Raw genomic sequence first — 15,242 nt, forward strand, 5'->3', positions numbered from 1 at the left:
GACAAACCTCACCCCCTTCACTGACGTCATGCCTGTGCTTGTCACAGGCATCCAGCCGATGCGCGTCTGCGCGGCGAAAGACTCTGTCTATTCAATGTCTTACGTATATGGATCCCCGTGACAAGCACGGGGATGACGACGGAGGGTGAGGCTATTCCACCTCAAACATGCAATATGAATGGCTTTGTCAGCAGTCTGGCCGTGCGGACCTCAGGATCCGCACGGTTTTTTTCTCGGCAAGGATCGCTGTATCCACAGCATGTCTTGTGCCCGTCAACGCTCCGCTGCGTGCTGGACATTCTGTCCTGCATTCTGCGTCGCATCAATCGCATTGGCGGTATCCTGTCCCATGCCGCGGATCGTGTTGCCACAGGATGACACAGCCAGACCGGTCAGAAAAAGCGATATAATTGCCAGTGACTTACGCATAAGGTTCTCCCTTTTTCTTCAACAAATGTCTCTGACAGAAGAACGCATCGATGCCGGCCTGGTTCCGTGCCAAATCACAACAAGTGAAAGCAGTCGCGAGAGAAAACGGGACATCCCACGAACATTCACAGATCATCCACAGGTCTATCCACAGCTTGTCCACAGATTGATCCACAGCCGGGGGAGGCAAGGCAGGACATTATTTCCGCCCGCCCTTGCTCACCGCAACATCTCAGACCGAAACGGAAGCGCGCAAAGCTGAATCCGGCCTCCACATATTGCGCCGGACAGGTTTCGCCCCCATTTCATGGGGGAGAACTATATTTCTGAATCTCACCCTTCAGAGAAGACAACCCGCACATGAACGAGGCCGCCGACCAGACGAGCAGGAACAGTGAGCATTCCGGGATCGAACGTTTCTCCGATCTGCTGGAAAGCATCAAACCCGATGCGCAGGGACGCGTAAGCTTGCGCCAGTTTGATGAAAGCCTGGCCGAACGTTCTTTCGGCACATTTCTGGTGCTCTTCAGCCTGCCAAATCTGGTGCCAATGCCTCCGGGGGCAACGCTGATCCTCGGTCTGCCGCTGATCTTCGTTGCCTGGCAGATGCTGGCCTCACGTCGCAACAGTATCTGGCTGCCTGAAAGTCTGGCACGGCTTTCCCTGGACGGAACCCGCTATGAAGTGCTGATCGGCAGGCTTCTGCCCGGCCTGCGCTGGCTGGAGCAGGCTGTCAGGCCACGGGCCTGGATCTATGCCAGCCGCCGTGCCGAGCGCCTTCTCGGCGCCTTCTGCCTGCTGCTGTCAATTGTCGTCTTCATCCCGATCCCGTTCGGCAACTGGTTACCCGCCCTTGCACTGGCCGTGATCGGCCTTTCGGTCAGCGAGCGCGACGGCCTTGGCATTCTGGCGGGCATCGTCATCGGAACAATCTCGATCATGGTGGCCGTACTGGTCATCTTCGCCGCTGGCGCGCTTCTGGCCATGCTGTTCTAGGCGCCAGATCATACTGTAGTTCGGTGGAATTGCATCAGGCCGCCTGCATATGTGCGCCAGCGCCACGGAACGTGTGGCGTACGGCCTCGGCCACCGCCTCGACAACCGGTGTTCGCCGCTCGCCGAAGACAAGATGGATCTCATACTCGCCCAGCCTGGGCAGGCCATGTTCTTCCCCGAGAATATCCATGTCCTCGCCGACATAATATCGGGCCATGGGTGCAATCGCGAGATCGGCTTCCACAGCAACGCGCTGTACCATGGTCGAGGCACTCAGGTAAGCGAGCCGGTATCGGCGCCCGTGTGCTTCAAGCTGGCGCACGGCTTCGCTACGCCAGGCGCAGCCTTGATCCCACATGGAAACAGGCAGCGGATCCTGCAGATAGGCCGCACCACCTTTGGCACCGACCCACACCAGCCGCTCAACCACAAGCACCTCGTGGTTCATCGACTGCAGGCTGTCACAGCCGGAATTCACCAGCGCCAGGTCGATCCGCTGCTCTCGCAGGCGCGGATATAAACCGACACTATTGTCGATCGTGACATCCACGGTCACGCCCGGATAGACTTCGGCAAAACGCTTGAGCATGCCCGGCAGGATCCGTTCGCCAATATCGTCCGTCGCCCCGAGCCGGACGACGCCCTCGATATCGGGCGTATGAAAATGCGCCATCGCCTCATTGGAAAGCGCCAGCATACGCCGCGCATAGCCAAGCAGCCGCTCGCCGCTCTCCGTCAGCCGCACGGCCCGCGCCTCACGCAAAAACAATGTCGAACCGACCTGTTCTTCCAGCCGCTTGATCTGCATTGAAACAGCAGAGGGCGTTCTGAAGACCGTTTCCGCCGCCGCGGCGAAACTGCCGGTTTCGGCAATGGCGACGAAGGTGCGTAGAATATCATTGTCCAGAAGGCCGACAGGCCGTGTCTCGCGGATATCCATGCGTCACTCCTCAATTCAAATAAATTGATTTCAGACATAATAATGTTTCGTTTGATTGATTGTCAAACAGGGACCACCTTCAGTGCAATTCGTTTCTGAAGAGAGGATGAGACAATGTTCCTGGCTGTGCTTTCCCTGATTTTCCATCCGCTGGGTACCGCACTTGCGCGTCACCGGCTCGAAAATGACCGCAGAAATCTCGATCGCGAGCTAAGACGCCTGCCGCGACACCTGCTTGACGACCTTGCCGGCGATGATCGCCCCTGGCGCCGCGACTGATCTGTTCGGTTTCACCCCTTCATCGCCTCAGGCGCTGAGCGGGGTGAAATCGGCGCTGTCGCGAAAACTTCACGAATTCGGCACGTAAGGCCTTTCCTGACGCATTTCTCCGTGTCAATGTCGCAAACAGACAATTAAGATGCCCGTTTCTTGACAAAATGAAGTTACGGCTGGTGTGTTTCTCTTCTGTTTTCGGCGGTGCAGTAATGAGATCTTTTGTCTTCTATCTAATCCCGAATTTTTCACTACTGCCTTTCACGGCAGCCGTGGATGCGCTGCGAATTGCCAACAGAATGCTGGGCTATCAGGCCTTTTCCTGGCGGATAGCCTCCGATGACGGCGACAGGGTCACCTCGTCAACCGGTATTTCCGTTGATGCGGAAACCTCACTTGCCGAAGAACGCAAGGCGCTGACCGGCGAAAGACGGCCGGATATGGTCATCGTCTGTTCCGGGCTGGATGTTGAGGATTATTTCAACCGCTCCTTCAATGCCTGGCTGCGTGAACTCAACAATCGCGGCCGCTGCATTGGCAGCATGTGCACGGCAACGCATCTTCTGGCGGAAGCCGGTCTGTTGAACGGTCGCCGTTGCGCCATTCATTGGGAAAACCTGCCCGGTTTTACCGAAGCCTTTCCGGATATTGACGCCCATGCCGATCTCTACGAGGTTGACCGCAACATCTATACCTGCGCTGGCGGCACAGCTTCACTGGACATGATGCTGCATCTGATCGGCCGGGAATTCGGCGATGGCCTGGTCAACATGATCTGCGAGCAGGCGCTCACCGATCGCGTCCGCTCATCTTCGGATCGCCAGCGCCTGCCGCTGAAGGCACGGCTTGGCGTGCAGAATGGTAAGGTCATGCAGATCATCGAACTGATGGAGGCCAATCTGGCCGAACCGCTGTCGCTGATCGACATTGCCGATGCCGTCGGTCTGTCGCGACGCCAGATCGAAAGGCTGTTTCGTCAGGAAATGGGGCGCTCCCCGGCGCGTTATTATCTTGAAATACGGCTGGATCGCGCCCGCCACCTACTGGCTCAGTCAACGCTGCCGGTCGTCGATGTGGCTGTTGCCTGCGGCTTTGTCTCCGCGTCGCATTTTTCCAAATGTTATCGAGAAATCTATTCCGCCTCGCCGCAGCAGGAGCGTGCCAGGCGGCGTCTTGCCCGCGCCGCCACACCGGTACCGCCGCTTCCGGTCGTCAACGAACACGCCTATTCGCTGGTCAGCTGAAGCGCCAGACAGCGCTCAGCCCTTCAGCAGCAATGTCACCCAGCCATTGCGCCATAGTGTTTTGACATGGCGCAGGCCCTGGCCGTTATAGGCTGCAAGCACCTTGCGGCGCTGCTCGGCCAGAATCCCCGACAGGATCACCGACCCACCGGGCGTCAGCTGACGCGCGACATCAGGCGCCATTTTCATCAGCGGCCGGGCCAGAATATTGGCGATGATGAGATCGAAAGGCCCATGCTCGGCAAAGGCGCGATGATGAAAGCCGGGTGCCGTGGCAAAGGCAATGCCCGAGGTGATCTGGTTGAGACGAGCATTGTCGCGCGCGACCCGCGTCGCCACCGGGTCAATATCGGTTGCCAGCACCGGGATCCTGCGCAACTTCCGCACGGCCATGGCCAAAACGCCCGTTCCCGTGCCAAGATCAAGCGCATTGCGTGGCTCTTCCGCCCTAAGCACCCTATCGATCATTTCCAGACAGCCGATCGTCGTGCCGTGATGGCCGGTTCCGAAAGCCTGCCCGGCATCAATCTCGATCGCGAATTCGCCGGGCCGGCGCATGGCGCGATCATGCGAGCCATGAACGAGAAAACGCCCGGCACGCACCGGCTTCAACCCTTCCAGAGACTTGGCGATCCAGTCGATATCCGGGATAACCTCAAGCGCGACGGCAAGCGCGCCATCACCGAATGCGATTGCAACCGCCCCTTCCATCAGCGGACGCATCTGCTCTTCCTCGTCGGCCGGGCAATAGAGCGAGGCTTCCCAGATATTGGCCTTCTCATCAATTTCCATCGTGGCGATGGCATATTCACTTTCGCCAAGCAACTCCGACATGGCATCGAGCATCAGCGCGGCGCCATCTTCATTGGTGGTGATATAGAGGCGAATCTCGTTCAAGGCCGGTCTCTTTCATAGAAACGATGCTGCATAAGGGCAGCACTTCGGGACATGAAAGCGGTCTTGTCACTCTTTGATCAGATTTTCAAGCTTCTGCACGGCAATGTCGGGGTCTTCGCCGTAAGCAATAGAGCCGACAAGCTGGCCGCCATTATTGAGCAGGAAGACCGAGGCCGTGTGGTCCATGGTGTAATCGCCATCCGGTTCATCGGGATCAAGCGGCACCTTCTTGAAATAGATGCCGAAACCCTTCGCCATCGCCCTCACCTTGTCCGGATCGCCGCTGATGCCGACAACGCGGTCGGTGACATTGGAGAGATAGTCCCGCATCATTTCCGGCGTATCACGATCAGGATCGATCGAGACCCAATAGGCATCGATCTTGTCGCCGTCTGGGTCGACCTGATGCAGCCAGCCATTCAGCTCATAGAGCGTAGTCGGGCAGACTTCCGGGCAACGGGTAAAGCCGAAGAAAAGCGCGGTCGGCTTTTCTCGGAAGGCCTCTTCGGTAATCGGCTGGCCGGTATCATCGGTCAGGGCAAAATCGACGCCCAGAGGCCGCTCCATCATCGCCTGATTGCTTTTTCCGATCTGCCAGACCAGAAAGCCGATCAATGCACAGATGACAATGACTGAGGCCCACAATACCCTTCGGAATGTTTTCACGCCCGGCTCCCTTCCCTGCTTGAAGCGCGCGCAACATAAAACGGGCGCCGCGCTCAGGCAACCGCTACACTTCACCGCACCGGACAGGTGCTAGCCCTCCTCCAGCAGCCCCTTCGAACGGTGCCATTCCTCAATGGAAAGCGCGGGATAACCATCGAAATGCACATGGTCCGGCCCTTCAGGCACGCAGACCCATGACGCCTTGTGCGCCAGCATGATATGAACGGTTTCCGGCGGCACCGGCAGCGCGGTATCAACAGCTGATGCCATCGGGTGGACGAGTTCCGGCCAGCGCGGGTCCCAAAGATAAAGCGATGTTCCGCAGGCGCCGCAAAAGTGCCGCTCGCCGGGGCTTTCGCCGTCATCGGTCATGGCATGAAAGTGCCTTTTATATTCGCCGCCCTCTATCACGAGGCTTTCCGCTTCTGCCATGATATTGATGGCATAGCCCCCGCCGCCGCCCGTCTTGCGGCAGATGCTGCAATAGCAGCGCTGATAGGGATAAGGCGTCCTGCTTTCAGCAGAAAAGCGAACCTTGCCGCAGGAGCAGCTTCCTTCAAGCCTCACGACTATCCTCCTTTGATCTCTGAGCCAATATCACCGTCATGGAGCACCGTTCTTCCAGCTTACGCTCTGATCGTAAAGCGGTACCGTCGACAGCGACATCTTGGCGGAGCCCTCGGCCACCTCACGCGAATGCGCGAGATAGATCAGCGTATCGTTTTCCCTGTCGAAAATGCGGTTGATGACCAGTTTCTTGAAAATCAGCGACCGGCCTTGCTTGAAAACTTCTTCGCCATCCTCGCCGAGATCGATATCGCCAATGGTGATCGGGCCGGTCTGGCGGCAGGCAATCGAGGAATTGGACGGGTCCTCAAACCAGTTGCCATTCGACAGCCGGTCAAACATCGACCGGTCGAAATAGGCGATATGGCAGGTTACGCCCTCAACCTCGGGATCATGCAGAGCCTCGATGACAATGTCATTGCCGACCCAGTCAACACCGACACGTCCGACCTCATCGGCAAGCACATTTCCCGCCGCAGCCAGAAGCGTCGCCCCTGCCAAAACTGAAATCATCTGCCGCTGCATTTCGTCCTCCGGTCGTGATCAGGCCTTACCGGAAGATAGGAAGGCTCCAGAACGAAACAAGGCGACTGGCCAACAGGTCAGGCCGTATCAACCGCCGATCAGCGCCAGCCATTCATCCTCGTCCATGGTGGTGATGCCGAGTTGCTGCGCCTTGGCGAGCTTGGAGCCCGCCCCCGGCCCGGCCACGACGATATCGGTTTTCTTCGACACCGAGCCCGCCACCTTGGCGCCGAGGCTCTCGGCCCGTGCCTTGGCCTCGTCGCGGGTCATCTTTTCCAGTGAGCCGGTAAAGACCACCGTCTTGCCCGCAACCGGGCTGCTGTCATCGACCTTGTGCGCATCATCAAGCGGCGTCACCTCTTTGAGAAGCTCGCCAATCACATCGAGATTGCGCTCCTCGCCAAAAAAGTCGGTCAGCGCCTTTGCAACCACAACGCCAATGCCATCGATATTGTTCAGCTCATCCCAGGCGTCTCCGGTTTCCGCCGAGGCCTCGGTCATCGCCGTGAAGAAATGCTGATAGCTGACATAGGAGCGCGCCAGAAGCTTGGCCGTCGTCTCGCCGACATGGCGGATACCGAGCGCGAAGATGAAGCGGTGAAGAGCGATTTCACGCCGCGCATTGATGGAGGCGTAGAGATTGGTCACCGAGGTCTTGCCCCAGCCGTTGAAATTCTCCAGCTTTGTCAGCGTGCTTTCCTGCTGGCGCCGTTCCAGCGTGAAAATCTCTGGCGCCGTGCGGATAAAAAGCTTTTCATCCTCCTGCTCGAAGAAGAAATCGACCTGCTTCGTACCAAGCCCTTCGATATCAAAGGCATTGCGGGAGACGAAATGCTTCAGATGCTCCACGGCCTGGGCACGGCAGACAAAGCCGCCGGTGCAGCGACGCACGGCATCGAGCTTGCCGGTCTTTTCATTGACGTCACGCACCGCATGCGAACCGCAGACCGGACACACTGTCGGGAATTCGAAGGCCTTTGCATCCTCAGGCCGCTTTTCCGGCAGGATGTCGACAATCTGCGGTATGACATCGCCAGCGCGCTGAACGATGACATAATCGCCGATGCGAATATCGCGCCCGTCGCGGATCGGCTCGCCATTGCCGCCCTTGCCGAGAATATAATCCTCATTATGCAGCGTCGCATTGGTCACCACCACGCCGCCAACCGTCACCGGCTCCAGCCGCGCAACCGGCGTCAGCGCACCGGTTCTCCCCACCTGGATATCGATACCGGTCAGCCGCGTGATCGCCTGCTCGGCCGGGAATTTGTGGGCCGTTGCCCAGCGCGGACTGCGCGAGCGGAACCCCAGTCGCTGCTGCAGATCAAGCCGATCGACCTTGTAGACGACGCCATCAATATCATAATCGAGATCGCCGCGAACGACGCCGATTTCGCGGTAGTGATCCAGCAGCGCCTCGACACTTGCAAGCCGCCGGGTCAGCGGATTGATCGGAAAGCCCCAGCTTTTGAATGTCTCGACCATGCCGGTCTGCGTATCCGCCGGCATCGCCGACATTTCGCCCCAGGCATAGGCGAAGAATTTCAGCTTTCGCCGTTCCGTCACCTTTGCGTCCAGCTGGCGCAGAGAACCGGAGGCGGTGTTGCGCGGGTTCACATAGGTCTGCTTGCCATCTGCCGCCAGCATCTCGTTCAGCGCGGCAAAATCGCTTTTCGCCATGTAGATTTCGCCGCGCACCTCGACCACATCCGGCGCATCTTCGGGCAGCCGGTCGGGAATCTCGGCAATGGTGCGAACATTGGCGGTGACATTTTCGCCGGTCGTACCGTCACCGCGCGTCGCACCGGAAACTAGCACCCGGTTCTCATAGCGCAGTGACATCGACAGGCCGTCAATCTTCGGTTCGGCGGTAAAGGCAATCGACTGATCCGGCATCTGGCCGAGGAAGCGATAAACCGAAGCGACAAAATCCTGCACGTCCTCGTCGGAAAACACATTGTCGAGTGACAGCATTGGCACGGCGTGGACGACCTGCGCGAAGGTCTCCGACGGGGCAGCGCCGACGCGCTGAGACGGGCTGTCAGCACGCACCAGATCGGGAAACCGCGCTTCGATCGCATCATTGCGCCGTTTCAAGGCGTCATAATCAGCATCGCTCAGAACCGGCTGGTCCTTGCCGTGATAAAGCGTATCATTGCGGGCAATCTCGGCCGCAAGCCGCTCAAGCTCGACCTGAGCCTCTTCCTTCGTCAGCGCATCGACCGCGATATTGTCCGTGCCCATCTTGCCATTCCCTGAAAAAGAAAGCCCGTTCGCCACGAATCCCTTCCGCAGCGAACAACACCATATCATCGGCGGTCTTAGCGTCTGGCCATGGCTGCGGCAAGCTTAACCCGTCGTCGAAAGACTGGTGTCGATTTTGGCCTGGGGATCAAGTCGCGTCGTATCAATCAGCGCCGTCAGCGGCAGGTGATCGGAAGCAAGCCGGGAAAGCGCCGAATCATGCACGGCAAGATCCCGGACAATGCCGCTGCGATTGGAAATGATGCGATCCAGCGCCAGGACCGGCCAGCGCGCAGGAAAGCTTGCACGCGCCGGCGGCAGATCGCCAAAGGCACGCTCGAACCGGGTCAGCGCCGAACCGCTGCCAAGCCGCCACTCATTCATATCGCCCATGATCAGCGTTGCCGCCTCGTCACGCCGGTTGATGAGCGACAGGATATGTTCGGCCTGCTGGCGCCGAGCCCAGCGCAACAGCCCCAGATGCACGGCAACAATCCTGAGCGAGACCCCGCTGTTGAGAAGGATCTCGGTCAATAATGCGCCACGCGGTTCAAGTCCGGGAAGCGTTTCGCGCAGGATATCGCGCACCGCGCCATCACGCACCAGCACCAGATTGCCATGCCAGCCATGCGCCTTGGCGCTGGCGCGCACCGGCACGGCGACAAGGCCGGTCTCTACCTCGATCCGTCTCAGATCCAGAAGGCCGGTCCGCTCGCCGAACCGGGTATCGGCCTCCTGCAGCGCTATCAAATCGGGATCGATCTCACGGATCACCTGAAAGGTCCGGTCGGGATCGAATTTTCCATCTGTCCCGACACATTTGTGAACATTGTAGGTCGCGACCCTGAGCCCCTCACCTTCGAGCCGCACGGCGTGTTCCGGACGATGCCCGTTCTCGCGCACCGAACGCATTACCGAATTCGCAAGGCTTGGTTTCTTTGTTTTCATCGCTTTTGCCGAGGCTCAGATATTTTTAAAATCGCGGTTATTGTCCCGCAATATTAAAGATAGGGCAGCCCCAGCCACAACAGGCGATCGCGCAATTTACGCAAATAATGACGGCTTGCCAGCATCTCACGCGTCACCTGGCGGGCGCGCTCGCGCGCGGCCGTGATGCGGCTGGCGATATCAGCGGCAAAGGCTTCATCAAACACTTCGAGATCCGTCTCGAAATTCAGTCGCAGTGAACGCGAATCCATATTGGTCGAACCGAGATAGGACCATTTTCCGTCAACCGTCATCAGCTTGGAGTGGTTGAAAGGCCCGAGGTCACGCCAGATCCGGCTGCCATCGCGAATGATCTCGTCAAACTGCGCCGTCATCGCATGATCAACCATCTTCAGATTGTTGTCGTCCGGCACAACGATATCGACGACGACGCCGCGCCGCGCCGCGGTTGCAAGCGCGGAAACCAGATCACGATCTGGCAGGAAATAGGGTGACATGATCATCACCGTCTCTTCTGCCACCGACAAGGCCCCGATGATCATCTTGTTGTTATTGCCGACATTGCGGTCCGGCCCCGACGGCACGACACGGGCAATCACGCCCCTGCCCTCCGGATGGTTGTCGACAACGCGCCATGCATCCCCGGAAAGAAGCTCCTTGGTCTCGGAGAACCAGTCCTCCGCCGTCACCGCGAAATAATCCGCCACAGCCGGGCCTTCCAGACGGAAATGCGTATCATGGGCGGCGTCGGGACCGGTGAAGGCCTCGCGGATATTCATGCCGCCGGCAAAGGCAATGCCGCCATCGATGACGAGGATCTTGCGGTGCGTCCGCAGATTGGCATAGGGCAGCCGCATGCGCAGCAGCACCGCGCCGTTGAAGGTGGCCGTGCGGACATTGCGCTCGCGCAGCAGGCCGACAATCGAGGGACGCGAATAGCGCGCCCCAACCGAATCCACCAGCACCCGGACCTCAACCCCGCGCTTGACCGCATCGGCCAGCGCATCGACGAATTTGCGGCCGATACTGTCGGAATCGAAGATATAGGTTTCCAGCAGGATCGAGCGCTCGGCCTTCTCGATCGCCGCAATCATCGCGGCATAGGCTTCGTCGCCGGAGGAAAGCATCCGGACATGATTGCATTCCGTCGCCGGAACGCCGGCAACCTTCGTCCCGAGCCGCCACATCGCCACCATACGCCGCCCGAAGCCAGACATGATGTCGGCGGTGCAGACGCCGTGAAGCTCTTCCTCACGACTGATCTCGTCGCGCAGGTCACTGCGCCTATCGGTAATGGAAGCGCGCCGCATCCGGTTGATGCCGGCGACGGCGTAGATGAACGCACCTAGGATCGGTGACAGCATGATCACCCCGACCCAGCCGATAGCAGCGCGCACCTCATCCTTGGTCATGGCAGCGTGGATTGCCGCCGTCGCACCAAAGATGAAAGACAGGAGCGCCAGGATATGAGGCCAGTAATGGACAAGAAAATCATGCATTGAAAAACGCTTTCAGGGCAATGCGGGACATATTCAGCCGAAACCAAAGGCTAACCCAATTGTTGTGAAAGCGTAATCCCTCGCGCGGAACGAAAATTCACCATCCCCGGAAGTTTCACCCGTCAGGCGTCATCCGAAAGCAATTTGGCCGCAGCGGCCCGTGCTTCTTCGGTTATGCGGGCGCCGGCGAGCATGCGGGCGATTTCTTCCTGGCGCGCATCCGGCCCGATAATTTCAACCCGCGTCACCACGGCGTCATGGCCATCCTTGGTCATGCCCTTGGAGATAAGGAAATGCCCGTGGGCACGGGCCGCCACTTGCGGGGCGTGGGTGACGGAAAGCACCTGCACCTTTTTCGACAGCCGTTTCAGCCGCTGGCCGATTGCATCGGCCACTGCGCCGCCAACGCCTGTATCGATTTCATCAAACACCAGCGTCGGTGCCGAGCCCTTGTCGGTAAGCGCCACCTTCAATGCCAGCAGGAAGCGCGAAAGTTCACCCCCCGAGGCAACCTTCATGATCGGCCCGGCGCGCGAGCCGGGATTGGTCTGCACTTCGAAGGAAACCGTATCAATGCCCTCGGCGCTCGCCCGCTCCGCATCACTTTCGATCGAGACCATAAAGCGTGCGCGTTCGAGCTTCAGTGCAGGCAGTTCCGCCATAACCGCCGCGGCAAGCTGGTCACCGGCCGCGCGCCGCTTTGCCGAAAGCTTTTCCGCAGCGGCAAAATAGGTACTGCGCGCCACCTCAAGCTCCGCATCAAGAGCGACAAGGCGCGCTTCGCCCTGATCGAGATCCTCAAGTGCGGCGACCATATTTGCGGCGAGTGCCGGTAATTCCGCCACTGCCACGTTATATTTCCGCGATGCGCCGCGCAGCGCGAAAAGGCGTTCCTCCACCTGCTCCAGCACTTTCGGATCAAAGGCGGTCCTTTCCAGCGCTGCCTCGACCTCCATCTGCGCATTGGACAGATGCTCAAGCGCGCTGTCCAGCAGATTGACCGAGGTCTCCAGCAGCCCCGGCACCTCATGCGACTTGCGCTCCAGCCGGCGCACCAAAGAGGCGATCATTGGAACAGGAGAGCCGTTGCCATTCAGGAATTCCAACGCCTCGGAAATATCACCGGCGATCCGCTCCGACTTCATCATCGTCGCGCGGCGCTCCGCCAGTTCCTCCTCTTCACCATCCACCGGCGACAGGGCCTGCAATTCCTCAACGGAGGATCGGAGATAATCGGCCTCGCGGGCGGCCTCTTCCACCCGCGCGCGGTGCTGCTTCAGCCGCCGCTCGACATCACGCCATCCGCGATAGAGACCCGAAAGCGCTTCTGCCTCTTCGCCGAGCATGCCGAAAGCGTCCAGAAGGCGGCGATGGCCATCGGTATCGATCAGGGCACGCTCGTCGTGCTGTCCATGAATTTCCACCAGCATATGGCCGGCCTGGCGCATCAGTTGAACACTGACCGTCTGATCGTTGATATAGGCGCGGGTGCGGCCATCGGCCGACTGCATTCGCCGGAAGATCAGATCGCCATCATCATCCAGCTCGTTCTCGCGCAGGAAGCTGCGAACCGGATGGCCGGGCGGCACATCAAAGACGGCAATCACCTGCCCCTGATCCTGCCCGTGGCGGACCAGCCCGCCATCACCGCGCGCACCAAGAGCCAGCGACAGGCTATCGAGCAGGATGGATTTGCCCGCGCCGGTTTCCCCCGTCAACACCGAAAGACCGCCCTCGAGATCAAGCTCAAGGCGGTCAATCAGGACGATATCACGGATGGTAAGCTGGACGAGCATCCCTATGCGCTCCGCATGAAGGGCAGAGGCAGCGGGCTCAGCTCTTCGTCGCTGGCGCTGCCGTTGCCTTGGCTTTCGGCTCGATCCCCTTGGAGTTTAGCAGCTTGTAGGCACGCTGATACCAGGGACTGTCCGGATAATTGTGACCCAGAACCCAGGCTGCATTCTGCGCCTCGGGAATGACACCCATTGCATAATAGGCTTCGACGAGACGCTCAAGCGCTTCCTCGATCTGGTTGGTGTCAGAATATTTGTCAACCACGACATTGAAGCGGGAAATCGCCGCGACATAGTCCTTGCGCTCAAGATAGTAGCGGCCGACCTGCATTTCCTTGCCAGCCAGCTGATCGCGGGCGAATCGGATCTGCTCGCGGGCCTGATCAACATATTCCGAATCAGGAAACTCATCGATCAGCTGCTCCATCGCATTGATGGTGCTCTCCGCCGCAGATTGATCCTGTGTCACATTGGCGATCTTTTTCGCATAGGACATGCCGACCATGAACTCCACATAGGGAAGATCCTTGGAGTTCGGATAGGTCTTCAGGTATTTCTGGCCCACCGTAATGGCCGCATCAAACTTGCCGATGCGATATTGCAGGAAAGTTTCCATCACCATCGCCTGGCGCGCCTGATCGGAAAGCGGTGCCTGCTGCTCGATCGCGGCGAATTTGCGAAGCGCTTCCCTGGTATTGCCGGCCTGAATATTGGCCAGCGCCTCGTCATAGAGCTTCTGAGGCGAGTCACCCTCATATTGCAGGGTGGTGATATCGACATCCTTGTCTTTCGAGCAGCTTCCCAAGGTCAAACCAACCCCAAGAATGACCGCTGTCGGAATTGCTGCTGCGCGCAGCGTCGAGATGAGCGTTCTGCTTTTCGAAAGAATCATTCCTATGCCCTGTCCGCGCCCGAGACGAAGCGCCTCTGCCTACTGCTGCCGTTTTACGCATATACCACGGGTGAGAGCAACGTGGTGCGGGCAAAAACGAACATTTTTGTGGCCGGACGCTATAGTTTTGTTACTAAACTATACGCGCAACAGTTGTCAAAGGCCAAAGAAGACAACCTTATGAAAATTTGACGAAACTGCTGACGGATCAGATCAGGAAAGCGAAGCCGCCGCAACGAGCTGAATGGAATGACGCTCCTTGAGCCCGCCGACTTCCGGCGCAACGAAGACGCAGGCACCAGGCGTTTCCAGAAGGGCGCGCACAGCCATGGCATTAAGCTTGTGTCCGCCACGATAGGAGCGGAAGGCACCGGCAAAGCGGCTGCCCATCATGGCCAGATCACCAACGGCATCAAGCGTCTTGTGACGCACGAATTCATCAACGAAGCGCAGGCCTTCCGGATTGATGACCTTTTCATCATCCGAAATGACAACCGAATTCTCAAGCGAGGAACCAAGGGCAAACCCCTGAGCCCACATCGGCTCAACGTCACGCATGAAGCCGAAAGTCCGCGCGCAGGAAAGCTCCCGACGGAAAGTCTCCGGCGTTACATCGCCCCGCCAGGACTGCCGGCCGATTGCCGGCGAATCAAAATCGATTTCGACATCAAAATGCATGCCGTCATAGGGGCTGAACTCAGCCCAGCCAGCGCCCTTCTCGACGCGAACGGTCTTCAGAACGCGAATATAGCCACGACGTTCAGCCAGCTTGACGATACCGGCATCCTTCAGCGCATTGACGAAAACGCGCGAACTGCCATCCATGATCGGCATTTCACCACCTTCGACGGCGATGCGAAGATTGTCGACACCGAGCGCGTAGACGGCAGCCATCACATGTTCAATCGTCGCAATCCATTCATCCGGGCGATTGCCCAGAACGGTGCAAAGATCTGTGGGACCGACATTTTCGGAAATGGCTTCATAAGAACTGATGACGCGGCCGTCGCGCAGACGTTCAAAAACAATACCGGCACCAGCAACAGAGGGATGAAACGTGATCGCAACAGGCTTTCCGGAATGAACACCAATACCTTCCACGCGCATGCTATGCGTGATCGTCGTCTGCTGTCCCACAAAAGCTGTCGGCATTTTCAAAACCCTTAAAACTCAATCTACCTGTAAACTGCTGCCGGAGATGTCCGGGAGAACCTCCGAAAGATCACCTGTGCGGTCATGTTCTGCAAAAACAATCGTTTTACATCGCAAACGCACATGTCTGCCCGAGTCGCAACAGCGCTTCGTTGATTGCTTTTTACGGATAAGACA

Annotated in this window: 15 protein-coding genes; 3 read left to right on the forward strand and 12 right to left on the reverse strand. The window is 58.5% G+C overall.

Annotated features, from left to right (window positions below):
- Positions 1-273: 273 nt before the first annotated feature.
- On the reverse strand, positions 274-429 hold the full coding sequence (locus FJU08_RS03195) for an entericidin domain-containing protein (RefSeq protein ID WP_141147509.1): 156 nt from the start codon (positions 427-429) through the stop codon (positions 274-276).
- Positions 430-789: 360 nt separating this feature from the next.
- On the opposite strand from FJU08_RS03195, the gene FJU08_RS03200 reads away from it, so the two are divergent.
- Entirely contained in the window at positions 790-1,425 is a 636-nt protein-coding gene (locus tag FJU08_RS03200; protein WP_141147510.1) for an exopolysaccharide biosynthesis protein, read from the forward strand.
- A gap of 34 nt (positions 1,426-1,459) precedes the next feature.
- Here FJU08_RS03200 and FJU08_RS03205 read toward each other — a convergent pair whose 3' ends face one another.
- Positions 1,460-2,365, reverse strand: a complete 906-nt coding sequence (locus FJU08_RS03205) for a LysR substrate-binding domain-containing protein (RefSeq protein WP_141147511.1) — start codon at positions 2,363-2,365, stop codon at positions 1,460-1,462.
- Between the two features lie 114 nt (positions 2,366-2,479).
- Between FJU08_RS03205 and FJU08_RS22685 the strand changes: the two genes are divergently transcribed.
- Entirely contained in the window at positions 2,480-2,644 is a 165-nt protein-coding gene (locus FJU08_RS22685) for a hypothetical protein (RefSeq protein ID WP_181409728.1), read from the forward strand.
- A 206-nt stretch (positions 2,645-2,850) separates the two neighbouring features.
- A complete protein-coding gene (locus FJU08_RS03210; RefSeq protein WP_141147512.1) occupies positions 2,851-3,882 on the forward strand; it encodes a GlxA family transcriptional regulator in 1,032 nt (343 codons plus the stop codon).
- Positions 3,883-3,897: 15 nt separating this feature from the next.
- Here FJU08_RS03210 and FJU08_RS03215 read toward each other — a convergent pair whose 3' ends face one another.
- The 10 genes from FJU08_RS03215 to lpxC all read right to left on the reverse strand — a co-directional run bounded on the left by FJU08_RS03215 (position 3,898) and on the right by lpxC (position 15,065).
- Positions 3,898-4,779: a 50S ribosomal protein L11 methyltransferase gene (locus FJU08_RS03215; protein WP_141147513.1), complete on the reverse strand. Its 882-nt coding sequence runs from the start codon at positions 4,777-4,779 to the stop codon at positions 3,898-3,900.
- A 66-nt stretch (positions 4,780-4,845) separates the two neighbouring features.
- On the reverse strand, positions 4,846-5,394 hold the full coding sequence (locus FJU08_RS03220) for an SCO family protein (RefSeq protein ID WP_407943674.1): 549 nt from the start codon (positions 5,392-5,394) through the stop codon (positions 4,846-4,848).
- Between the two features lie 141 nt (positions 5,395-5,535).
- Entirely contained in the window at positions 5,536-6,018 is a 483-nt protein-coding gene (locus FJU08_RS03225; RefSeq protein WP_210245177.1) for a GFA family protein, read from the reverse strand.
- A 30-nt stretch (positions 6,019-6,048) separates the two neighbouring features.
- The gene (locus FJU08_RS03230; protein ID WP_141147516.1) at positions 6,049-6,537 is read right to left on the reverse strand and encodes a CreA family protein; all 489 of its coding nucleotides are present in this window, start codon (positions 6,535-6,537) and stop codon (positions 6,049-6,051) included.
- 87 nt (positions 6,538-6,624) lie between these two features.
- Positions 6,625-8,781 carry an NAD-dependent DNA ligase LigA gene (gene ligA, locus FJU08_RS03235; RefSeq protein ID WP_141147517.1) on the reverse strand — a complete coding sequence of 719 codons (2,157 nt, stop codon included), beginning with the start codon at positions 8,779-8,781 and terminating at the stop codon, positions 6,625-6,627.
- Positions 8,782-8,886: 105 nt separating this feature from the next.
- Complete coding sequence (locus FJU08_RS03240; protein WP_141147518.1) at positions 8,887-9,729, reverse strand: endonuclease/exonuclease/phosphatase family protein; 843 nt, start codon at positions 9,727-9,729, stop codon at positions 8,887-8,889.
- Positions 9,730-9,782: 53 nt separating this feature from the next.
- On the reverse strand, positions 9,783-11,228 hold the full coding sequence (locus FJU08_RS03245; protein ID WP_141147519.1) for a phospholipase D-like domain-containing protein: 1,446 nt from the start codon (positions 11,226-11,228) through the stop codon (positions 9,783-9,785).
- A 122-nt stretch (positions 11,229-11,350) separates the two neighbouring features.
- Positions 11,351-13,024 carry a DNA repair protein RecN gene (gene recN, locus FJU08_RS03250; protein ID WP_141147520.1) on the reverse strand — a complete coding sequence of 558 codons (1,674 nt, stop codon included), beginning with the start codon at positions 13,022-13,024 and terminating at the stop codon, positions 11,351-11,353.
- Between the two features lie 37 nt (positions 13,025-13,061).
- Positions 13,062-13,913: an outer membrane protein assembly factor BamD gene (locus FJU08_RS03255; protein ID WP_141147521.1), complete on the reverse strand. Its 852-nt coding sequence runs from the start codon at positions 13,911-13,913 to the stop codon at positions 13,062-13,064.
- 213 nt (positions 13,914-14,126) lie between these two features.
- Positions 14,127-15,065 (reverse strand): UDP-3-O-acyl-N-acetylglucosamine deacetylase, encoded by a 939-nt coding sequence (lpxC, locus tag FJU08_RS03260; protein WP_141147522.1) that lies wholly within the window; start codon positions 15,063-15,065, stop codon positions 14,127-14,129.
- Between the last annotated feature and the right edge of the window lie 177 nt (positions 15,066-15,242).

It is taken from the genome of Martelella alba (assembly GCF_006516955.1).
GTDB lineage: Bacteria > Pseudomonadota > Alphaproteobacteria > Rhizobiales > Rhizobiaceae > Martelella > Martelella alba.

Bases quoted from the DNA above. Each gene is read 5' to 3' on its own strand.
- FJU08_RS03195 (WP_141147509.1), bottom strand. From the start codon at position 429: ATGCGTAAGTCACTGGCAATTATATCGCTTTTTCTGACCGGTCTGGCT.
- FJU08_RS03200 (WP_141147510.1), top strand. From the start codon at position 790: ATGAACGAGGCCGCCGACCAGACGAGCAGGAACAGTGAGCATTCCGGG.
- FJU08_RS03205 (WP_141147511.1), bottom strand. From the start codon at position 2,365: ATGGATATCCGCGAGACACGGCCTGTCGGCCTTCTGGACAATGATATT.
- FJU08_RS22685 (WP_181409728.1), top strand. From the start codon at position 2,480: ATGTTCCTGGCTGTGCTTTCCCTGATTTTCCATCCGCTGGGTACCGCA.
- FJU08_RS03210 (WP_141147512.1), top strand. From the start codon at position 2,851: ATGAGATCTTTTGTCTTCTATCTAATCCCGAATTTTTCACTACTGCCT.
- FJU08_RS03230 (WP_141147516.1), bottom strand. From the start codon at position 6,537: ATGCAGCGGCAGATGATTTCAGTTTTGGCAGGGGCGACGCTTCTGGCT.
- ligA (WP_141147517.1), bottom strand. From the start codon at position 8,781: ATGGGCACGGACAATATCGCGGTCGATGCGCTGACGAAGGAAGAGGCT.
- FJU08_RS03240 (WP_141147518.1), bottom strand. From the start codon at position 9,729: ATGAAAACAAAGAAACCAAGCCTTGCGAATTCGGTAATGCGTTCGGTG.
- FJU08_RS03245 (WP_141147519.1), bottom strand. From the start codon at position 11,228: ATGCATGATTTTCTTGTCCATTACTGGCCTCATATCCTGGCGCTCCTG.
- recN (WP_141147520.1), bottom strand. From the start codon at position 13,024: ATGCTCGTCCAGCTTACCATCCGTGATATCGTCCTGATTGACCGCCTT.
- FJU08_RS03255 (WP_141147521.1), bottom strand. From the start codon at position 13,913: ATGATTCTTTCGAAAAGCAGAACGCTCATCTCGACGCTGCGCGCAGCA.
- lpxC (WP_141147522.1), bottom strand. From the start codon at position 15,065: ATGCCGACAGCTTTTGTGGGACAGCAGACGACGATCACGCATAGCATG.